General features: G+C 67.0%; 18 protein-coding genes. 13 read left to right on the forward strand and 5 right to left on the reverse strand.

The features are described from left to right. Positions 1-98: 98 nt before the first annotated feature. The 3 genes from ACPTTF_RS18780 (at position 99) to ACPTTF_RS18790 (ending at position 1659) form a co-directional block, all read left to right on the forward strand. Positions 99-491, forward strand: coding sequence for a nuclear transport factor 2 family protein (locus ACPTTF_RS18780; protein WP_423367721.1), 393 nt, complete (start codon positions 99-101; stop codon positions 489-491). Between the two features lie 79 nt (positions 492-570). After that, a complete protein-coding gene (locus ACPTTF_RS18785) occupies positions 571-1026 on the forward strand; it encodes an RbsD/FucU family protein (protein WP_423367722.1) in 456 nt (151 codons plus the stop codon). A 195-nt stretch (positions 1027-1221) separates the two neighbouring features. After that, a complete protein-coding gene (locus ACPTTF_RS18790; RefSeq protein WP_166956583.1) occupies positions 1222-1659 on the forward strand; it encodes a DoxX family protein in 438 nt (145 codons plus the stop codon). 106 nt (positions 1660-1765) lie between these two features. On the opposite strand, the gene ACPTTF_RS18795 is transcribed toward ACPTTF_RS18790, so the two are convergent. Together ACPTTF_RS18795 and ACPTTF_RS18800 are read right to left on the reverse strand one after the other, a co-directional pair. Continuing rightward, a complete protein-coding gene (locus tag ACPTTF_RS18795) occupies positions 1766-3076 on the reverse strand; it encodes an MFS transporter (protein WP_423367723.1) in 1311 nt (436 codons plus the stop codon). A gap of 470 nt (positions 3077-3546) precedes the next feature. Further along, entirely contained in the window at positions 3547-4683 is a 1137-nt protein-coding gene (locus ACPTTF_RS18800) for a branched-chain amino acid ABC transporter substrate-binding protein (protein ID WP_166956589.1), read from the reverse strand. Positions 4684-5344: 661 nt separating this feature from the next. On the opposite strand from ACPTTF_RS18800, the gene ACPTTF_RS18805 reads away from it, so the two are divergent. Beyond that, complete coding sequence (locus ACPTTF_RS18805; RefSeq protein ID WP_423367724.1) at positions 5345-6139, forward strand: helix-turn-helix domain-containing protein; 795 nt, start codon at positions 5345-5347, stop codon at positions 6137-6139. Between the two features lie 86 nt (positions 6140-6225). Here the strand turns inward: ACPTTF_RS18805 and ACPTTF_RS18810 are convergent, their stop codons facing one another. After that, complete coding sequence (locus ACPTTF_RS18810) at positions 6226-6489, reverse strand: hypothetical protein (RefSeq protein WP_011353956.1); 264 nt, start codon at positions 6487-6489, stop codon at positions 6226-6228. A gap of 288 nt (positions 6490-6777) precedes the next feature. Beyond that, positions 6778-8670, reverse strand: coding sequence for a bifunctional sugar phosphate isomerase/epimerase/4-hydroxyphenylpyruvate dioxygenase family protein (locus ACPTTF_RS18815; protein ID WP_423367725.1), 1893 nt, complete (start codon positions 8668-8670; stop codon positions 6778-6780). Between the two features lie 257 nt (positions 8671-8927). On the opposite strand from ACPTTF_RS18815, the gene aroQ reads away from it, so the two are divergent. From aroQ to ACPTTF_RS18830, 3 genes are read left to right on the forward strand one after another with little or no spacing between them, the layout of a single operon-like run. Next, positions 8928-9383, forward strand: a complete 456-nt coding sequence (gene aroQ / locus ACPTTF_RS18820; RefSeq protein ID WP_423367726.1) for a type II 3-dehydroquinate dehydratase — start codon at positions 8928-8930, stop codon at positions 9381-9383. After that, the gene (locus tag ACPTTF_RS18825) at positions 9380-10234 is read left to right on the forward strand and encodes a shikimate dehydrogenase (protein WP_423367727.1); all 855 of its coding nucleotides are present in this window, start codon (positions 9380-9382) and stop codon (positions 10232-10234) included. Before aroQ ends, ACPTTF_RS18825 begins: the two co-directional genes overlap by 4 nt. A 32-nt stretch (positions 10235-10266) precedes the next feature. Then, the gene (locus ACPTTF_RS18830; protein ID WP_423367728.1) at positions 10267-11610 is read left to right on the forward strand and encodes an MFS transporter; all 1344 of its coding nucleotides are present in this window, start codon (positions 10267-10269) and stop codon (positions 11608-11610) included. A 106-nt stretch (positions 11611-11716) separates the two neighbouring features. Here the strand turns inward: ACPTTF_RS18830 and ACPTTF_RS18835 are convergent, their stop codons facing one another. Beyond that, positions 11717-12826, reverse strand: coding sequence for a 2-aminoethylphosphonate--pyruvate transaminase (locus ACPTTF_RS18835; RefSeq protein WP_423367729.1), 1110 nt, complete (start codon positions 12824-12826; stop codon positions 11717-11719). Between the two features lie 258 nt (positions 12827-13084). On the opposite strand from ACPTTF_RS18835, the gene phnS reads away from it, so the two are divergent. From phnS to phnY, 6 genes are read left to right on the forward strand one after another with little or no spacing between them, the layout of a single operon-like run. Continuing rightward, positions 13085-14173: a 2-aminoethylphosphonate ABC transporter substrate-binding protein gene (phnS, locus tag ACPTTF_RS18840; RefSeq protein ID WP_423367730.1), complete on the forward strand. Its 1089-nt coding sequence runs from the start codon at positions 13085-13087 to the stop codon at positions 14171-14173. A 34-nt stretch (positions 14174-14207) separates the two neighbouring features. Continuing rightward, entirely contained in the window at positions 14208-15311 is a 1104-nt protein-coding gene (gene phnT / locus ACPTTF_RS18845) for a 2-aminoethylphosphonate ABC transport system ATP-binding subunit PhnT (RefSeq protein WP_043180847.1), read from the forward strand. Further along, entirely contained in the window at positions 15289-16209 is a 921-nt protein-coding gene (gene phnU / locus ACPTTF_RS18850) for a 2-aminoethylphosphonate ABC transporter permease subunit (protein ID WP_423367731.1), read from the forward strand. Before phnT ends, phnU begins: the two co-directional genes overlap by 23 nt. Further along, the gene (gene phnV, locus ACPTTF_RS18855) at positions 16199-17059 is read left to right on the forward strand and encodes a 2-aminoethylphosphonate ABC transport system, membrane component PhnV (protein ID WP_423367732.1); all 861 of its coding nucleotides are present in this window, start codon (positions 16199-16201) and stop codon (positions 17057-17059) included. Before phnU ends, phnV begins: the two co-directional genes overlap by 11 nt. Further along, on the forward strand, positions 17056-18363 hold the full coding sequence (gene phnA, locus ACPTTF_RS18860) for a phosphonoacetate hydrolase (RefSeq protein ID WP_423367733.1): 1308 nt from the start codon (positions 17056-17058) through the stop codon (positions 18361-18363). The genes phnV and phnA overlap by 4 nt, the downstream gene beginning before the upstream one ends. Next, entirely contained in the window at positions 18360-19814 is a 1455-nt protein-coding gene (gene phnY, locus ACPTTF_RS18865) for a phosphonoacetaldehyde dehydrogenase (protein ID WP_423367734.1), read from the forward strand. Before phnA ends, phnY begins: the two co-directional genes overlap by 4 nt.

The following is a 19814-nucleotide window of genomic DNA, read 5'->3' on the forward strand; positions in this document are numbered from 1 at the left end:
TCGACCGCCCGCGCGAGGCCGGCGACGATGACTGCACGCGAATACGAAACACGCAACGTTCGCGACACCGTCACCTCATCGACACAAGGAGCCTCGCTATGAACACCGCCCAATCCGCTTCGTCCGTTCACGCCGACCTGATCGACCGCTACTTCGACGCATGGAACGAACCCGACGTCGCACGCCGCCGCGCGCTGATCGATGCGACCTACGCGAGCGACGCGGCCTATCGCGATCCGCTGATGGCCGGCGACGGCCATGCGGGCATCGACACGATGATCGCGGCCGTGCAGGAGCGTTTCCCTGCGTTCCGCTTCCGCCGCACGACCGACGTCGACACGTTCGGCCAGCACCTGCGGTTCTCGTGGGCGCTCGTGTCGCCTGACGGCGCGGCGATCGTGAAGGGTTCGGACTTCGGCACGGTCGACGCATCGGGCCGCCTCGCGACGATCACGGGTTTCATCGACGAAATGCCGGCCGCGGCGTCGTGACGCGAGCGATGCATGCGCAGCAGCCACCGGGATCGGGTAACGTTACGCGGTTCGTTCCTGATCCCGGAGACTTGCCGACATGCTGAAAAATCTCGACCCGCTGCTGCACGCCGACATCCTGCACACGCTGCGTGCGATGGGCCACGGCGATGAAATCGCGATCTGCGACGCGAATTTCCCGGCGGAATCCGTCGCGGAGCACACGGTGGTCGGCCGCGCATTGCGGATCGACGGCGCCGATTCGGCGCGCGTCGTGCGCGCGGTGCTGTCCGTGCTGCCGCTCGATACGTTCGTCGACACGCCCGCGTGGCGGATGGAAGTCGTCGGCGATGCGGCGGCGGTGCCGCCCGTGCAACGCGAAGTGCAAGCCGAGATCGATCGCGCGGAAGGCCGTTCGGTGCCGCTTGCGGGTATCGACCGGTTCGCGTTTTACGAGCGCGCGCAGCAGGCATACGCGGTGATCGTCACCGGCGAGTTGCGCGGCTATGGCTGCTTCATCTTCAAGAAGGGCGTGCTGTTGAGCGACGCGGGGTAAACGCCTTTTCCATACCGCGCCTTCGGGCCGCGCGGCCGCCGCCGTGTAAAGATTTGCTACAACCTTTTTCTTGGACACGGCCGAAACTCTGTCTATGCTGGCCCATTTGCCGCGGGCCCCGCAGGGCTGCGCGGCGCCAGGCCGTCAGGGCATGCCCCGGGCGGCCGCGGCCGAATTGCATACGAGGAGAGAGGCATGACGCGTTCCGTCGATTCCGGCGTCATTTTTTTCGCGCGCCTGGCGCTGGCGGCGTTGTTCCTGTGGGGCGGCGTGATGAAGCTGCTCGGCTACGGCGATTTCATCGGTTACCTGCATGGGCTGAACGTGCCGTATCCGCAGGTGATCGGGCCGATCGTCGTCGCAATCGAGGGGCTCGGCGGGCTGTTGCTGATCGTCGGCTACAAGGTGAAGCCGCTCGCGCTGCTGATGGCGTTCTACACGGTCGCAACCGCGATGGTCGGGCACAATTTCTGGGACGCGACGGACGCCGCGGTCCAGCACGACATGGTGATCCATTTCTGGAAGAACATTGCGATCGCCGGCGGGTTCCTGCTGCTGTTCGTCACGGGCGCGGGCGGCGCGAGCATCGACGGCCTGCGCCGGCCGAGTTCGACGTACGGTAGCCTGCGCTGATCGCACACGCGCCGTTGCCGTTGCGCTGAAGCAAAACAAAAGGGCCGAATCCCGCGGGATTCGGCCCTTTGTTCATGCATTCACGAAGCCGCGTGCGCGGCGGTGCTCAATGCGTGTCCTTCACGTCCTTCGCATCCTTCGAGAACTGCACGGCGATCGCGCCGAGCACGCAGATCGCCGCGACGTACACGACCGGCGCGAGCGGATTCGACTTCATCATCAGCGACACGATTATCGGCGTGAGGCCGCCGAAGATCGCATACGCGACGTTGTACGAGAACGAGATGCCCGAGAAGCGCACGACAGCCGGGAAGCTCTTGACCATCACGAACGGCACCGCGCCGATCGTGCCGACCATGAAGCCCGCGATCCCGTAGTAGAGCGGCAGCGTCGACGTGTCGGCCGCGACCTGCACGAACAACAGGTAGTAGCATGCGGCCAGCCCGATGCCGCCGATGCCGAGCACGCGCTTCGCGCCGATCCAGCCCGCGAGCGAACCCGCGGTGATGCAGCCGGCCGTCAGGCACAGCGTCGCGACGCTGTTCGCGAACAGCGTCGTCGCGGGCGTCAGGTGGAACTGCTTTTGCAGCAGCGCGGGCGTCATCAGGATCACGACGACGATCGCGGCCGACAGCATCCACGTGAGCAGCATCGACACGATCACCGCGCGGCCGTGGTCGCGCAGCACGGCCTTCAGCGGAATTTCGGCCGCGAGCGCCTTCTTCGCTTTCATCTCGGCGAATACCGGCGTTTCATGCAGCCAGCGGCGCAGGTACACGGAGAACAGCCCGAACACGCCGCCGAGCAGGAACGGGATGCGCCATGCGAACGCACCGACTTCGGCGGCCGAGTAGCGGCTGTTGATACCGGCCGCGACGAGCGAGCCGAGCAGGATGCCGGCCGTGAGGCCCGCGGTCAGCGTGCCGCACGCATAGCCGATGTGGCGCGACGGCACGTGCTCGGACACGAACACCCACGCGCCCGGCACTTCGCCGCCGACCGCCGCGCCCTGCAGCACGCGGAACAGCAGCAGCAACACCGGCGCGAGGATGCCGATCGTGTCGTAGGTCGGCAGCAGGCCCATCAGCAGCGTCGGCACGGACATCATCAGCACGCTCAGCGTGAACATCCGCTTGCGGCCGAACAGGTCGCCGAAGTGCGCCATGATCACGCCGCCGAGCGGGCGCGCGAGATAGCCGGCCGCGAAGATGCCGAACGTCTGCAGCTGGCGCAGCCAGTCGGGAATGTCGTGCGGGAAGAACAGTTGCCCGATTGCCGGCGCGAAGAATACGAAGATGATGAAGTCGTAGAACTCGAGGGCGCCGCCGAGTGCGGCAAGGCCAAGGGTCTTGTAGTCGCTGCGCGTGAGCGCGCGTTCGGCGGCGCGAGGCACGCCGCTCAATTCGGAAGCTTGCATGGTCAGGACGATCGGTTTTCGAATGTTGTTGTCGGTGCTGCGTCTCCAGGGCCCGCTATCGGCATGGACTGACAAGGCGCGGCTTGCGTCGTCGAAGCGTGTCGTGTGCCGGGTGAGGCACGAAACACGCGCCGCCGCACCGGGATGGGGCGCGGCGGGGACGAAGCGTCAAAGCGGGTGGGGGGATTCTACAGGAGCGCGAAATGCGCGCGCGGGTGTGCGCCGGGGAAGGTTTCGTAGCGTGCGCCGAAGCGCGCGCGGCGCGGGCGGCCGGTGAGCCGCTGACGCGCCGCGCGGGGTCCAGTGCTGTGTTCGGCGCTAATCGGCACTTATGAGCCGCGCCTTCGCGCCCGTGGCGGCGTTGCAAATCCTCGCGATGCCACTGGGCATCGCTGCGGTTTGCGCGTTGCCGCGAACGCGAATCCGCAGGCCCATAAGCACCGCTTGGCACCGAACACTACACTGGCGTATCAGTTGCCGGCGATCGTATCGACCGGCTTGAACGCGCCGTGCTCGACCTTGTAGATCGTGACCGGTGCGTCCTTCAGGTCGCCCTTCGCGTCGTACGCGATGCTCGGGGCCGACACGCCCTTGACCGACACCTTGCCGAGATACGGCGTGTACACCTTCGGGTCGGTCGAGTTCGCGTCCTTCATCGCGGTGAGCAGCGCGATCGTGCCGTCATACGAGTACGGCGAGTAGGTGATCACGTCTTCGTTGAAGCGCGCCTTGTAGCGTGCCGCGTAGCCGGCGAAGCCCGGCATCTTCTCCTTCGGCAGGCCACCCATGTAGACGATCGCGCCTTCGGCCGCGTCGCCGCCGACCTTCAGGAACGTCGGCGAGCGCGACATCTCGCCCGTCACGAACGCCGCCTTGATCCCGAGCTGGCGCATCTTGCGGATCATCGGCGACGATTGCGCGTCGCCGCCGCCGTAGAAGATCGCGTCCGGGTTCATCCCCTTGAGGTTGGTCAGGATCGCGGAGAAATCGAGCGCCTTGTCGTTCGTGAAGTCGCGCTTGATGATCGTGCCGCCCGCCGCCTCGACGGCTTTCGCGAATTCGTCGGCGATGCCCTGGCCGTAGGCCGTGCGGTCGTCGATGATCGCGATGCGCTTGAAGCGCAGCGTCTTCACCGCGTACGTGCCGACGATGCGGCCCGCTTGCGCGTCGCTCGTCAGCAGCCGGTAGGTTGTCTTGTAGCCACGCGCCGTGTATTGCGGCGACGTGGCCATCGAGATCTGCGGCAGCCCCGCGCGATCGTACAGGTCGGACGCGGGAATGCTCGTGCCCGAGTTGAAGTGCCCGATGATCCCGCGGACGTTGTCGTCGATCAGCCGCTGCGCGACGGTCGTCCCGGTGCGCGGGTCGGCCTGGTCGTCCTGCGAATCGAGCTGGAACGTGACCGGCTTGCCGCCGATCGTCGGACGCGTCGCGTTGAAATCGGCGATCGCGAGCTGCACGCCCTTCTGCATGTCCGTGCCGTAGTTCGACTGCGGGCCGGTCAGCGGTGCGGCGAAACCGATCTTGACGACGTCGGCGGCAATGGCGTGTGCGCCCGACAGTGCGCAGGCAGCGGCCAGCGCGACGTGCGATACCTTCAGCTTCACTTTCACTTCCCCTTGATGGCGTGGTTGGGCCGCCGCCGGCTGGCGGGCCGGCACCGGTAAACCGGGCGAGACGGTTCGGTCGGCAGGCCGATGCGAGGGCCGTGCGTGCTTGCCGCGGGCTGCCCGGGCTGTGCCGGAATCGGCGCGCATGATGGCCGATGCCGCAGGCCGTGCACGCCGATTGCTGCCGCGGCGGAAGGTCGTCTCGTGACCGTGAAGCGAAGTCTAGATAGCGAAAATGCGGGCGTCTTGCGCGTTCGGTGCGCGGGCGGCGACGATATCGGCATATCGTCGATAACCCTGATATGTGCCGAAATCGTCATGGAGAATGCGCAAACGCGCCAAGACGCTGCGCCGTCTCATTTTTATGCTGGCGAGTCCGGGCGCGCGGTGCCGGGGCGTCGGTGAGCCCATGTGCTCATGGCAGGCCGGCATCGGCGCATGCGTTGCTGCAGCGTCGACCCAAGCGGATCCGTGGCCGGCCGCCATGCGCGCGGCGCAGTGGTTGTGCATGCAACGAATGTCGCGTGCCGATGCCGGACGATCGGCGGCGCGACGTGACGGCCACCGCCAACTTGCCCGCCTTTGCGATCGGCGCGACGCGATCGAAGGGGCGCTTCTATAATCGACGCCATCTGCCACTCGCATTGCGGTTGCCGGGATGACGCCCTTGCTTGCCGTACCGCCCATGAGCCTGTCCGACACGTTGCGCTACCAGCCCGACAACGCCGATCTCGGCGCGATGCTCGCGCACTTCCGCCTGCTCGAACCGGTGTTCGATGCGCTGCCGGACGTCGCGTTCTTCGTGAAGGACGCGAGCGGCCGCTACGCGCTCGTCAATCGCACGCTGGCGATGCGCTGCGGCTACAAGGACAAGCGCGACCTGCTCGGCAAGACGACCGACGAAGTGTTTCCGCGCCGTTTCGGCCGGAGCTATTTCGAACAGGACATGGCGACGATCAACGCCGGCCAGCAACTGATGGACCAGCTCGAGCTGCACCTGTATCCGGGCCGTCAGCCGGGCTGGTGCCTGACCTGCAAGGAACCGCTGCGCGACGCCGCAGGCAGGGTGGTCGGCCTCGCGGGCATCTCGCGCGACCTGAAGGCGCACGAGGGATCGCACCCGGCGTACAGCCGGCTCGCCGACGTGGTCCAGCACATCCAGGATCACTACGTGCAGCCGCTGAACCTGAAGCAGCTCGCGCAGATGGCCGGGATGTCGGTCGCGCAGCTCGAACGCTACTTCCACAAGGTGTTCCACCTGACGCCGCGCCAGGTGCTGCTGAAGACGCGGCTCGATGCGGCCACCGCGCTGCTCGTCACGCACGACAAGGTGACCGACGTCGCGGCGCTATGCGGCTATACGGATCACAGCGCGTTCACGCGCCAGTTCAAGGCGACGGTCGGCGTGACGCCGACGGAATACCGGTTGATGCTGCAGGATCGGGCAGGGTGACGCGACACGCCGGAAGAGCCGACGAGTCGCAGGGATCGGGGCGATGCGGGGAAACGGGGTAACGGTGAAGCGGTGAAAACCGTGGCTCAGCGGTAGCCGAGCCCTTTCAGGACGGCGGTGCCGTTTTCGGTGAGCCGGAAGCTGGGTGCCGTATCGGCGTCGAGCTTGACCATCTCCACGAGGCCGGCTTCCTGCAGCGCAGGCAGTTCGGGTTTGGCGTTTGCGCCGATCGGTGCATGCAGCAGCACGAGCAGCGTCGCGATTTCATGATGACTGAGCAGGCGGCGCAGCATCGTCTTCTTTGCAGGGGGCGCGGCCTGGCGGCCCGCGGGTGCTTCTACGGCGCTCATCGCTTTCCTCCTTTTCGAGATAACTATCGGGTACTGGTTGCGGATGGTGCCGTCGAAGACTTAAGCGATTCTTAAAACCGTGGCGGGCGATGGGATGCTGCGCTGCGGTATGGGTTACGGGATGTAACGTCATACGGCGCGCGGCTTCCGGCCCGATCGCGGCCAGCCGCACGGGCGGGGGCACCGCCGCGCAATTCACCACGATGGTGCGCGCGGGATGCGGCCCTTTAAGTTAGCTACGGGCTGCCGATACGGTTTGGCCCCAAAATCCCGCTTCTTTTCCTTCCCTTATTTCCTGCGCTGCGCCTGCGCGGCCAGGCGTACGGCCGCGTTTGCCGCGCCATAGCCGTCGTATCCGCCGCGCCGCTCGACGATCTCGAGCGAGAAGCGGTTGTCGACCAGTTCTGTATACGCGTGCAGGAATTCGCCGCCGTGCTCGTCCCGGTCGTACAGCAGGTGATGCGTGCTCAGCGTGTCGATCAGTTCGTCAGGCAGCGCGTAGCGTGCGGCAAGGTCGTCGTAGTAGTTCGGCGGAATGCGCAGGAACGGAATGCCGTCGGCCGCGAACGCGGCGACCGTCTTCACGATGTCGTCCGTGCGGAACGCGACGTGGTTCAGCCCCGTGCCGTGGTAGCGGTCGAGCGATTCGGCAACCGCCGTGTGCCGGTCGACCGACGCATTCAGCGCGATCCGCACCGAACCGTCGGCGCTGCGCACCGCGCGGCTGCGCATCAGCCCGTACGGGTCGGGCACGAGCCAGCTGCGCTCGGCCTCGAAGCCGAACGCCGTCTTGAAGAACAGGATCCACGTATCGAGCGCGTCGGCCGGCAGCGCGAGGCACACGTGGTCGATACCGGTCAGCGGGCCGACTTCGCTCGGGCCGTCGATGTCGGTCAGCACGAAATCCGATTCATACAGCGTCGGCGCGTTCGGTGTTTCGTCGACGAAATACTCGAGGCTGCCGTCCGGCGCCTTTACGCTCGGCAGCACCCGTTCGCTCGGCCCGACGCGGCCGGAGAACGGCGCATAGCCGAAGCCGGCCGCGCGCTGGAACGCCACTTTCGCGTCGTCGACGCGGAATGCCGATGCACACAGCGACAGCCCGTGCTGCTGGAAGAACGCGTCGGCGAACGAGTCGCGCTCCGCGTTCAGCACGATCGACGCGGCGCCGTGCTGGAACAGCGTCACGTCCTTCGACCGATGCCGGCCCGCGAGCCGGAAGCGCATCCGGCCGAGCCATTCGCCGACGGTCGCCGCCGCCTGTGCGTCGACCGCGAATTCGATGAACTGGAACCCGACGTGCGCGGGCGGTGCCGGCGGCGCGAACAGCGGCTGGCTGGCGGCCGGCGCGCGGCCGTCCTGCGCGAGCCGCCCGCGCGTCAGTTCTTCCAGATAGAGCAGCGAGCGATGGCCGTCGGCGGCGGTGGCCGTGGTCGGCGCGGCGCGGAATCCGTCGTTGAAGATCTCGAGCGACAGCGGCCCCGTATAGCCCGATTCGATCACGCGCGCGGTGAAGCGCGCGAGGTCGAAGTCGCCCTGGCCGGGGAACGAGCGGTAGTGGCGGCTCCATTCGAGCACGTCCATCGCGAGCTTCGGCGCATCGGCGATCTGCACGAACGCGATCCGGTCGCCGGGGATGTCGGCGATCGCGTCCGGCGAGTCGTCGAGCGACAGCGTATGGAAGCTGTCGAGCGCGAGGCCGAGGTGCGGACTGTTCACGGCATTCACGAGTTTCCACGCATGGCCGTACCGCTTCACGACGCGGCCCCACGCGAGCGCTTCGTACGCGGCGACCACGCCGGCCTGCCGCGCGGCCTCGGCGAGCGCGCCGAGCTGGTCGACGAGTAGTCCGTCGTCGGCGATCGTGTCGGCCGACACGTTGCTGCACACCAGGATGCGGTCGGTGCCGAGCGCATGCATCACGTCGAACTTGCGCTTGATCCGGTCGAGGTTGCGGGCGAGCTGGGCCGCGCTCACGCCTTCGAAGTCGCGAAACGGCTGGAACAGCACGATGTCGAGGCCGAGATCGGCGGCCATGCGCCGGACGTCGGCCGGCGATCCGTCGAAGTAGACGAGGTCGTTTTCGAAGATTTCCACGCCGTCGAAGCCTGCGGCCTGGATGGCGGCGAGTTTCTCGGCGAGCGTGCCGGAAAGTGACACGGTGGCGATCGAGCGCTGCATGGGCGAATCCTGCGGATGAGCGGGGCATGGCGTCGATCGAACCGGCCCTGAATGAACCAGTCGTTGAATTCCCGGCGAACGCCATATCCCGAATTTACTGGGCTAGTGATGCGTATTGTACAAACTAACTAGGTGGTACAAATTAGCGAAAACCCGAAAAGACAGTCCGCATTCCCGGGCGCACACTAGCGCCAAATTCCGATGTTTTCGGGGCGATGCCGGTCACGGTCCGCCCCTGTTTTAGGAGCAGAACCACCATGAGCAAGCACAAGGTGCTGGTGCTGAACGGCCCGAACCTGAATCTGCTGGGGACGCGCGAGCCCCATATCTACGGCGCGGAAACGCTCGCCGACGTCGAGCAGCGCTGCCGCACGGCGGCAGAGGGGCTCGGGCTGGACATCGACTTCCGCCAGTCGAACGCCGAGCACCAGTTGATCGACTGGCTGCATGCCGCGCGTCACGACACGCACGGCATCGTGATCAACCCGGCTGCCTATACGCATACGTCGGTGGCGCTGGCCGATGCGCTTTCCGCGATCGCGAAGCCGGTGATCGAAGTCCATATCTCGAACGTGCATCGTCGCGAAGTGTTCCGCCACCATTCCTATGTGTCGGCGGTCGCCGAAGCCGTGATCTGCGGCTGCGGCACCGAAGGCTACGCCTTCGCGCTGCAGCGTCTGGCGACGCTGTTCGCGCAGGGAGCCGCACGATGAGCCGCCCGTCGTTTCTGATCGGCCTGATCGGCCAGGGCATCGGCGGCTCGCTGTCGCCCGCGATGCACGAGGAAGAAGGATTCCGCCAGGGGTTCGGCTATGTCTACCGGCGCATCGATCTCGACGCGCTCGGCGTGACCGCCGACGCACTGCCGCAACTGCTCGATGACGCGCAGCGGATGGGCTACAACGGCCTGAACATTACGCACCCGTGCAAGCAGCGCGTGATCGGGCACCTCGACGCGCTGTCGGACGATGCGCGTGCGCTCGGCGCAGTGAACACCGTGCTGTTCAAGGACGGCAAGCGGATCGGCCACAACACCGACTGGTCGGGCTTCGCGAAATCGTTCCGCCGCGGGTTGCCCGACGCGTCGCTCGAACGCGTCGTCCAGCTCGGCGCGGGCGGCGCGGGCGCGGCCGTGGCGCATGCTGCGCTGCAGATGGGCGCGGCCGAACTGACGATTTTCGATGTCGACGGCACGCGCGCCGCCGCGCTCGCGGCCGAGCTGCAGCAGCGCTTCCCCGCGGCACGGGTTGTACAGGGCGGCGATCTCGCGGACGCGATGCGTGTCGCGACGGGCCTGATCCACGCGACGCCGACCGGCATGGCCAAGCATCCGGGCCTGCCGCTGCCGGCCGAGCTGCTCCACGCCGGCATGTGGGTGGCCGACATCGTGTACTTCCCGCTCGAAACCGAACTGATCCACGCCGCGCGCGCGGCCGGCTGCGCCACGTTGCCGGGCGGCGGGATGGCCGTCTACCAGGCCGTCGACGCGTTCGAGATCTTCACCGGACGCCCGCCCGATGCCGAGCGGATGTTCGATCACTTTCAGTCGCTCGTCACGCGCTGACCCCTTACAGAAAGAGAGACCAGGAGACGACCATGCAGCACACCACCCACACGAGCGCCGCGCCGGCGCAGGCGGCCGGCACGGTCCGGCGCACCTCGGCGCGTTACAAGATTCTCGCGCTGCTCGCGATCGGCACGATGATCAACTATCTCGACCGTACCGTGCTGGGGGTGGCTGCGCCGCAGCTCACCAAGGAGCTCGGCATCAACGCGGCCGTGATGGGCATCATGTTTTCCGCGTTTTCGTGGACTTACGTCGCGATGCAGGTGCCCGGCGGCCTGTTCCTCGACCGCTTCGGCAGCAAGATCACCTATTACTGGTCGATGACACTGTGGTCGCTGTGCACGTTCCTGCAGGGCTTCGTGCCGGGCATCGCGACGCTGTTCGCATGCCGGCTCGGGCTCGGCGTGACAGAGGCGCCGTGCTTCCCGACCAACAGCCGGGTCGTCGCGACGTGGTTTCCGCAGAACGAGCGCGCGATGGCGACCGGCACTTATACCGTCGGCGAGTACATCGGCCTCGCGTTCTTCAGCCCGGTGCTGTTCGCGCTGATGGGCGCGTTCGGCTGGCGCTCGCTGTTCTGGGTTGTCGGCACGATCGGCATCGTGTTCGGCCTGGTCTGGTGGAAGTTCTATCATGAGCCGCGCAACCATCCGGGCGCCAACTCGGAGGAGCTCGCGTATATCGAGGCGGGTGGCGGTCTCGTGCACGGTGCACGCAAGGACGGCGACAAAGGCGGCAAGGGCGGGCAGAAGAAGTTCAGCTGGGCGATGGCCGGCAAACTGCTGAAGAAGCGCCAGCTCGCGGGCATCTGCCTCGGCCAGTTCGCCGGCAACTCGACGCTCGTGTTCTTCCTGACCTGGTTCCCGACCTACCTCGCCACCGAGCGCCACATGGGCTGGCTGAAGATCGGCTTCTTCGCGGTGATGCCGTTCATCGCCGCGTCGGTCGGCGTGATGTTCGGCGGGATCTTCTCCGACTGGCTGCTGCGCCGCGGCAAGTCCGCGAACCTTGCACGCAAGCTGCCGATCATCGCGGGCCTGCTGCTCGCATCGACGATCATTCTCGCGAACTACGTGAAGAGCAACGAAGCCGTGATCGCGATCATGTCGGTTGCGTTTTTCGCGCAGGGGATGGCCGCGCTCGGCTGGACGCTCGTGTCGGACATCGCGCCGGACGGCCTGCTCGGCGTGACGGGCGGCATCTTCAACTTCGCGGCGAACCTCGCGGGGATCGTCACGCCGCTGGTCGTCGGCTTCATCGTCGCGTCGACCGGCTCGTTCGTCGGCGCGCTCGTGTTCATCGGCGTGATCGCGCTGGTCGGCGCGGCGTCGTACATCTTCGTCGTCGGCGACATCAAGCGGATCGAGCTGTAAGCACCGGCTCCACGCACATCCAGTGCGTTAGCCCGGCAGCCGCAAGGCCGCCGGGCTTTTTTGCTTGCACGCGCCGGCGGATCCGCCGGCTCGCATAGTGCCGCGCTTATGCGCGCTGCACCGCGATGCCGAGCGATTCGACCGCCTGCGCGATCGCCGCGACCGCGCGCCGGATATCGTTCGAGTCGATCGCGCCGATGCAGCCGACGCGGAACGTCTCGAGCTGCGTGAGCTTGCCCGGATACAGGATGAAGCCCGCGTCACGCACCGCGTCGTAGAAGCGGCGGAAATCGTAGGCCGGGTGGTCGGGCGCATGGAACGTGACGATCACCGGCGCCTGCACGCTTGCGTCGAGGAACGGCGTGAAGCCGAGCGCACGCATCGATTCGACCAGCGTCCGGCAGTTGTCCACGTAGCGCGCGCCGCGCGCCGGCTGGCCGCCTTCGGCGAGGTACTGGTCGAGCGCGGCGCGCAGTGCGGCGATCACGTGCGTCGGCGGCGTGAAGCGCCACTGGCCCGTCTTGCGCAGGTACGCGTACTGATCATGGAGATCGAGCGCGAGCGACGGCGAGTTGCCTTCGCTCGCGTCGAGCGCGTCGCGCCGCACGATCGCGAACCCCATCCCCGGCACGCCTTCTAGACATTTGCCACTCGCCGAGATCAGCGCATCGATCCCGCTGCCGGCCAGCGTGATCGGCAGCGCGCCGAACGAGCTCATCGCGTCGACGATCAGCCGCTTGCCGTGACGCCGGCACACGGCGGCGATATCGTCGAGCGGGTTCAGGATGCCGGCACTCGTCTCCAGATGCACCTGTGCGACGTGCGTGATGCGCGGCTCGCGTGCGAATGCGGCTTCGATCGCGGCCGGATCGACGGCCGCGTCCTCGCCGAACGGCAAGGCGATCGCTTCGATACCGAGCCGGCCGAGGATCTTCAGGATGCGCGTGCAGTACGCGCCGTTGTCGGGCACCAGCACGACGCCGTCTCGCGGCACCAGCGTGCCGAGCGCGGCTTCGACCGAGAACGTGCCGCTCCCCTGCATCGGTACGCACACGTACTCGTCGCCGCCGTGCGCAATGGCGACGAGATCCGCGCAGACGCTGGCCGTCAGTTGATTGAAAGCAGCATCCCACGAGCCCCAGTCATGTTGCATTGCGTGGCGGGTTGTGGCGGACGTGGTGAGCGGGCCGGGCGTAAGAAGAATCGGATCGGACATGGTTTTCCCTTGCAAAGGTTGGAAGAAACGCCGGGCGGCATTTCTGAATGACTTGCATGATATTGGCAAAATGTGTCATTTTTTGGAAATTGTGGCACTCGTCACGGGTTTGTCATCGAACGCTGTGATCCTTCGCTTGCCGCGAGAAACCAGACTTCAGCGCGGCGGCGAGGCAGGCCGTTGATCGGCCTTGCCCGAGATAACAGGAGAGCCGGATCGTGCCCCGGCCATTTGGTGTTCCGCCTACGGAGAAGTGAGATGACACTGCAGAATTCCTCGCGCGCCGCTGCCGGCGCGTTCCGCAAGCTTGCGCTGGCCGCCAGCGTCGCCGGGCTGATGGGCGCCGCGTTGCCCGCGCATGCGGCGAGCGCGGTCGTGCTGTATACGGCAGACGGTCTCGAGAACCTCTATCGCGATGTGCTGCCGGCCTTCGAGAAGAAGGAAGGCGTCAAGGTCAACATCGTGACGGCGGGCAGCGGCGAAGTCGTCAACCGCGCGAACATCGAGAAGAATTCCCCGAAGGCCGACGTGATCGTCACGCTGCCGCCGTTCATTCAGCAAGCCGGCCAGATGGGCCTGCTGCAGCCGTACCAGAGCGTGAACTACAAGAACGTGCCGGCCATTGCGAAGGCGGAAGACGGCACGTGGGCGACGTTCGTGAACAACTACTTCTCGTTCGCGATCAACCCGGATGTCGTGAAGAACCAGCCGAAGACGTTCGCCGACCTGCTGTCGCCGGCCTACGCGGGCAAGGTCGCTTACTCGAACCCGGCCACGGCCGGCGACGGGATGGCCGTGCTGATCCTGACGACGTCGCTGATGGGCGAGGACAAGGCGTTCGACTACCTCGCGAAGCTGTCGCAAAGCGTGAAGTTCCACACGAAGGGCACGGGCTACCTGAACGTGCTGCTGTCGCGTAACGAGATCAGCGTCGCGAACGGCGACCTGCAGATGGACCTCGACGACGCCGAACACGGCGCGCTGTCCGTCAAGCCGATCTTCCTGGCCGCGAAGGAAGGCGACCAGCCGACCACGTTCCAGCTCCCGTACGGCATCGGCCTGATCAAGAGCGGCCCGAACCAGGACGCCGGCAAGAAGCTGATCGACTACCTGATGTCGACGGAAGTGCAGTCGAAGGTGCCGGACATGTACGGCATCCCGGGCCGCACGGACGTGCCGCTGGCGGGCAAGAACGGCGAAGCGGTCAAGAAGGCGATCGCGGGCGTGAAGCTGATCCCGGTCGACTGGACCCAGGTGATGGCGAAGAAGCCGGTGTGGATCGAGCGCTGGAAGAAGGACGTGATCGGCAGCTCGGGCAAGCAGCTCGACGTCGTCAAGCCGAAGTGATCGGCGCACGCCGCCTGTATTAGTGAGCAAGAGGATGAACCCGGTGGAAACCACCCTGACCCATCCCGGCGCATTCGGCGCCGCCGAACCGCAAGCAACGCTGCGGTCCGGCGCGCCGGGCGGCGTGCAGATCGAACACCTGAGCGTGCGCTACGGCGCACGCACGGTGCTGGAAGATCTGTCGCTGTCGATCGGTGCCGGTGAATTTCTGACCGTGCTCGGCAAGAGCGGCTGCGGCAAGACCACGCTGCTGCGCTTCATCGCCGGGTTCGTGAAGGCCGACGGCCTGACCGGCACGCTGACCGTTGCCGGGCGTGACCTGACCTATGCGCCGCCGCACAAGCGCAACCTCGGTCTGCTGTTCCAGAATTACGCGCTGTTCCCGCACCTGTCGGTGTTCGAGAACGTCGCATTCGGGCTGCGCGCGCGCGGCATGGCGTCGTCGGAAGTGACGCGCCGCGTCGCCGATGCGCTGAAGCTCGTGCAGCTCGGCGATGCGGGCCATCACCTGCCCGCGCAGCTGTCGGGCGGGATGCAGCAGCGCGTTGCGCTGGCGCGCGCGCTCGTGATCGAGCCGGACGTGCTGCTGCTCGACGAGCCGCTGTCGGCGCTCGACGCCAACCTGCGCGCCTCGGTGCGCAGCGAACTGAAGGCGCTGCACGAGCGCCTGCCGAACCTGACCGTCGTCTGCGTGACGCACGACCGCGACGACGCGCTCGTGCTGTCCGACCGCGCGCTGCTGATGCGCGACGGCCACATCGCGCAGCTCGGCACGCCGCAGCAGCTGTATGACGCGCCGCAGGACGGCTACGTCGCGCGTTATCTCGGCCCGGCGAACCTGCTGCCGCCGCACGTGATCTTCCCGCTCGGCGATCCGCGTCATGAAGTGCGCGGCAAGGTGGCTTGCGTGCGCCCCGAGCGCCTGACCGTGATGCCGCCCGCCGCGGGCGGGCTGCACGGCACGGTGTCGTCCGTCGAATGGCAGGGCGCGGATCTGTCGATCGCGGTCACGATCGATGCGGCGCCCGACGAGCCCGTGCGTGTCACGATGCAACGCGGCCGCGGTGCGGCTCCCGAGCGCGGTGCGCGCGTTTCCCTGCATTGCGAGGCAGACGATGTCGTCCTTATCGAGCCCTGAAGCCGGCCTGCCGCCGCACGTGCTCGCGTCGGCCGCCGCGCACGCCGCCGCCGCGCGGCGCCGCAAGCGCATGGGCGACCTGCATCTGGCCGCGCTCGCGATCGTCGTGCTGGGCCCGCTCGTTGTCTACCCGCTCGTGCGGCTCGTGCTGCTGAGCGTGTCGGGCGACCACGGGCTGAGTTTCGCCGCGTACCGCACGTTCTTCGGCAACCCCGACACGCGCAACGTGCTGCTGACCACGCTCGGCGTGCTGTTCGCGAGCGCGGGCACCGCGTCGGTGCTCGGCGTGCTGCTGGCCGCGCTGCTGTTCTTCAAGCCGTTTCCGGGCGCATCGCTCGTCACGCGCTTCCTGGAGCTGTACGTCGCGTTCCCGTCGTTTCTCGTCGCGTTCACGCTGATCTTCCTGTACGGCTCGCAAGGCTCGATCAGTATCGCGCTGCAGCACCTGTTCCATCTCGAGAATCCGCCGCTCGATTTCCTGTTCGGCATCGGCGGCGTGATCCTCGCGCAGACCGTGTTCTATACGCCATTCGTCGTGCGGCCGACGCTCGCGTCGTTCGCGACGCTCGATTTGCGGTTGATCGAAGCCGCGCGCAGCCTCGGCGCTTCCGGCTGGATGCTCTCCCGCCGCGTCGTACTGCCGATCGCGTGGCCGGGCATCGCCGCCGGCACCGTGCTGTGCTTCCTGCTGACGCTGAACGAATTCGGGATTCTGCTCGTGCTCGGCAGCGCACGGCTGGTAACGCTGCCGGTTGCGATCTACAGCAGCGCGACCGTCGACCTCGACCTGCCGACCGCGTCGGCCGGTGCGGTCGTGATGCTCGCGCTGTCGCTGGCACTGTATGCGGTTTATCGCCGGGTGAACCGGCGTGCGACGGGAGGGAACGATGTCCGCTGAATTCCGTATCGGGCAAGCCGTGCCGCGCCACCAGATCGGCTGGGGCGACACGGTGCTCAAGCATGCGTCGCGCGCGGCGCTCGCGCTGGCCGCGTTCGCGTGCTTCTGGTTGTTCGTGTTGCCGGTCGTCGTCGTCGCGCTGTCGAGCGTGTCGACCCAGTGGTCGGGCACGATTTTGCCGGCCGGCTACAGCCTGCGCTGGTTCGAGCGGCTGGGGTCGCCGGAATACGACGCGCTGCTGACGAGCCTCGAAATCGGCTTCGGCGTGTCGGCGGTCGGCACGATCCTCGGGCTGTGGCTCGCGCTGGCGCTCGAAGGGCGCGACCGGCGCGGCCTTGGCGCGGTGGTCGACGCGCTCGTGATGGTGCCGAACGGTGTGCCGAGCGTCGTGCTCGGGCTCGCGGTGCTGATCGCGTATCACCAGAAGCCGGTCGACCTGTCGAGCTCGGCGGCGATCGTCGTGTTCGTGCAGCTCGCGCTGATCTTGCCGTTCTGCTATCGCTGCGCGGCCGCCGCGCTGCGTCCGGAACTGACCGTGCTGCGCGAAGCGGCGGCGAGCCTCGGCGCGCCGCCCGCGATGGTGCTGCGCCGCGTGCTGTTGCCGCAGCTGGTGCCGGCGCTGCGTGCGAGCCTCGCACTCGGCTTCGCGCTGTCGCTCGGCGAGCTCGGTGCGACGCTGACGGTTTATCCGCCCGGCTTCGCAACCGTGCCGATCGTCGTGATCGGCCAGGTGGAGCGGGGGTATTACCTTCCGGCATCGGCGCTGTCGCTGCTGATGCTTGGCGCGTCGCTCGCGGCGCTGCTGTTGATCGCCGCGCGCGTGCCGCGCGGCAAGCGGGGGGCATCATGAACGCCGCGTTTGCATTGCGCCAACCCGGTGACGTGTCGGCAGCCGGCGCAGCGACGGGTCTCGCGGGACGCTCCGTCGACGTCAACGGCCGGCACTACCGGCTGCCGGTCGAGCCGACCGTCGTCGTCTGCGTCGACGGCTGCGAGTACGACTATCTCGAACGGGCGGTGGAAGCGGGCGTCGCGCCGTTCATCGGCCGGATGATCGCGGAAGGCACGGCCTGGCGCGCCGATTGTGTCGTGCCGACCTTCACCAACCCGAACAACCTGTCGATCGTCTGCGGCGTGCCGCCGTCGGTCCACGGGATCTGCGGCAACTATTTCTGGGACCCGGCCGCCGACGGCGGACGCGGCGCCGAAGTCATGATGAACGACCCGGCCTACCTGCGGGCCGGCACGCTGCTCGCGGCGGCGTCCGACGCCGGTGCGCGGGTCGCCGTCGTGACGGCGAAGGACAAGCTGCGCCGGCTGCTCGGCTGGCAGCTGAACGGCATCTGCTTTTCGGCCGAGAAGGCCGCGCAGGCGAATCTCGCGGAAAACGGGATCGTCGACGTGCTCGACTGGGTTGGCCTGCCGTCGCCGGACGTCTACAGCGCGGCATTGTCCGAATTCGTGTTTGCAGCCGGTGTACGGCTTGCGCAGACGCGCCAGGTCGACCTGATGTACCTGTCGACCACCGATTACGTGCAGCACAAGTGCGAGCCGGGCAGTGCCGGCGCGAACGCGTTCTACGCGATGATGGACGGCTATCTCGCGCAGCTCGACGCGCTCGGCTGGGCGATCGGTCTGACGGCCGATCACGGGATGAACGCGAAGCACGATCCTGCGACGGGCCGGCCGAACGTCATCTATCTGCAGGATGCATTCGACGGCTGGTATGGCGCGCAGGCTGCGCGCGTGATCCTGCCGATCACGGATCCGTACGTCGTGCACCACGGCGCGCTCGGCTCGTTCGCGACCATTTATCTGGCGCCGGGCGTCGACCAGGCCGAGGCGATGTGGCGCGTCGGCAGCCTCGACGGCGTCGAGCTCGTGCTCGACAACGCGGAAGCCGCCGCACGTTTCGAGCTGCCGGCCGACCGGATCGGCGATCTCGTCGTGATCGGCCGCCGCGACATGACGCTCGGCACGCGCGAGCGCGAACACGATCTGTCGGGCCTCACCGTGCCGTTGCGTTCGCATGGCGGCGTGTCGGAGCAGGAAGTCCCGCTGCTGTTCAATCGCCGTATCGAGCCGGTCGATCCTGCGCGTCGCCCGCGCAACTTCGACGTGTTCGATTTCGTGCTGAACCGGGTCGCGACATGATGGCTCATCCCCGACACGATCACCCGGCGTTTCGCGCGGAGGCGCTGCGCTGGTGCGGCACGCGCGCGACGCGCGAACGCACGCTCGACGTCATGGATCCTTACACGGGCACGCGTGTCGGTACGGTGCCGCTGGCGAGCGTCGACGACGTGCGCGCGGCATTCGACTATGCGATGGCGTATCGGCCGAAGCTCACGCGTTACGAGCGTTCGCAGATCCTCGAACGCGCGGCCGCGCTGTTGCGCGAGCGCATTGAAGAAGCGTCCGACCTGATCACGCTCGAATCGGGGCTGTCGAAACAGGACTCCCGCTACGAGATCGGCCGCGTTGCCGACGTGTTGAAGTTTGCGGCGGTCGAGGCGCTGCGCGACGACGCGCAGAGTTTCTCGTGTGACCTGACGCCCCATGGCAAGGCGCGCCGCGTGTTTTCGCAGCGGCAGCCGCTCGACGGCGTGATCGTCGCGATCACGCCGTTCAATCATCCGATGAACCAGGTGGCGCACAAGATTGCGCCGGCGATCGCGACCAACAACCGCGTGATCGTGAAGCCGTCGGAGAAGGTGCCGCTGTCGGCGTTCTACCTGGCCGACCTGCTGGTCGAAGCCGGGCTGCCGGAGCCGATGCTGCAGGTGCTGACCGGCGATCCGCGCGAGATCGCGGACGAGCTCGTCACGCACCCGCATGCGTCGCTGATCACGTTCACAGGCGGTGTGGCGATCGGCAAGGCGATTGCCGCGCGGGCCGGCTACCGGCGCATCGTGCTGGAGCTGGGCGGCAACGATCCGCTGATCGTCCTCGACGACGCCGACCTCGAACGCGCGGCGTCGCTGGCGGTGCTCGGGTCGTACCGGAATTCGGGCCAGCGCTGTACGGCCGTCAAGCGGATGCTGGTGCAGCGCTCGATCGCGCCCGCGTTCACCGAATTGCTCGTCGAGAAGACGCGCGCATGGAAGTACGGCGATCCGTTCGATCCCGCGAACGAAATGGGCACGGTGATCGACGAGGAGGCGGCGCGGCTGTTCGAGGCGCGCGTCGGGGAGGCGGTCGCGCAGGGCGCGCGCCTGTTGACCGGCAACGTGCGGCGCGGCGCGCTGTATTCGCCGACCGTGCTCGACAACGTCGATCCGTCGATGACGATCGTGCGCGAGGAGACCTTCGGGCCCGTGTCGCCGGTGATCACGTTCGATACGATCGACGACGCGATCCGGATCAGCAACGGGACGGCGTTCGGGCTGTCGTCGGGTGTGTGTACCGACAGCACGGCGGCGGTCGTGCGGTTCGTGAACGAACTGAACGTCGGCACGGTGAATGTATGGGAAGTGCCTGGATACCGGATCGAGCTGTCGCCGTTCGGCGGGATCAAGGATTCGGGGCTCGGTTACAAGGAAGGCGTTCAGGAGGCGATGAAGAGCTTTACGAACCTGAAGACGTTTTCGCTGCCTTGGGAGTGA

This window comes from Burkholderia crassaminum (assembly GCF_964265005.1).
Taxonomy (GTDB): Bacteria; Pseudomonadota; Gammaproteobacteria; order Burkholderiales; family Burkholderiaceae; genus Burkholderia.

What these genes read in the sequence shown, in the direction of transcription:
- phnY (WP_423367734.1), top strand. Translation starts at nt 18,360, where the DNA reads ATGATGGCTCATCCCCGACACGATCACCCGGCGTTTCGCGCGGAGGCG.
- phnA (WP_423367733.1), top strand. Translation starts at nt 17,056, where the DNA reads ATGAACGCCGCGTTTGCATTGCGCCAACCCGGTGACGTGTCGGCAGCC.
- ACPTTF_RS18830 (WP_423367728.1), top strand. Translation starts at nt 10,267, where the DNA reads ATGCAGCACACCACCCACACGAGCGCCGCGCCGGCGCAGGCGGCCGGC.
- ACPTTF_RS18790 (WP_166956583.1), top strand. Translation starts at nt 1,222, where the DNA reads ATGACGCGTTCCGTCGATTCCGGCGTCATTTTTTTCGCGCGCCTGGCG.
- aroQ (WP_423367726.1), top strand. Translation starts at nt 8,928, where the DNA reads ATGAGCAAGCACAAGGTGCTGGTGCTGAACGGCCCGAACCTGAATCTG.
- ACPTTF_RS18805 (WP_423367724.1), top strand. Translation starts at nt 5,345, where the DNA reads ATGACGCCCTTGCTTGCCGTACCGCCCATGAGCCTGTCCGACACGTTG.
- ACPTTF_RS18825 (WP_423367727.1), top strand. Translation starts at nt 9,380, where the DNA reads ATGAGCCGCCCGTCGTTTCTGATCGGCCTGATCGGCCAGGGCATCGGC.
- ACPTTF_RS18795 (WP_423367723.1), bottom strand. Translation starts at nt 3,076, where the DNA reads ATGCAAGCTTCCGAATTGAGCGGCGTGCCTCGCGCCGCCGAACGCGCG.
- phnT (WP_043180847.1), top strand. Translation starts at nt 14,208, where the DNA reads ATGAACCCGGTGGAAACCACCCTGACCCATCCCGGCGCATTCGGCGCC.
- phnU (WP_423367731.1), top strand. Translation starts at nt 15,289, where the DNA reads ATGTCGTCCTTATCGAGCCCTGAAGCCGGCCTGCCGCCGCACGTGCTC.
- ACPTTF_RS18815 (WP_423367725.1), bottom strand. Translation starts at nt 8,670, where the DNA reads ATGCAGCGCTCGATCGCCACCGTGTCACTTTCCGGCACGCTCGCCGAG.
- ACPTTF_RS18780 (WP_423367721.1), top strand. Translation starts at nt 99, where the DNA reads ATGAACACCGCCCAATCCGCTTCGTCCGTTCACGCCGACCTGATCGAC.
- phnS (WP_423367730.1), top strand. Translation starts at nt 13,085, where the DNA reads ATGACACTGCAGAATTCCTCGCGCGCCGCTGCCGGCGCGTTCCGCAAG.
- ACPTTF_RS18810 (WP_011353956.1), bottom strand. Translation starts at nt 6,489, where the DNA reads ATGAGCGCCGTAGAAGCACCCGCGGGCCGCCAGGCCGCGCCCCCTGCA.
- ACPTTF_RS18835 (WP_423367729.1), bottom strand. Translation starts at nt 12,826, where the DNA reads ATGTCCGATCCGATTCTTCTTACGCCCGGCCCGCTCACCACGTCCGCC.
- phnV (WP_423367732.1), top strand. Translation starts at nt 16,199, where the DNA reads ATGTCCGCTGAATTCCGTATCGGGCAAGCCGTGCCGCGCCACCAGATC.
- ACPTTF_RS18785 (WP_423367722.1), top strand. Translation starts at nt 571, where the DNA reads ATGCTGAAAAATCTCGACCCGCTGCTGCACGCCGACATCCTGCACACG.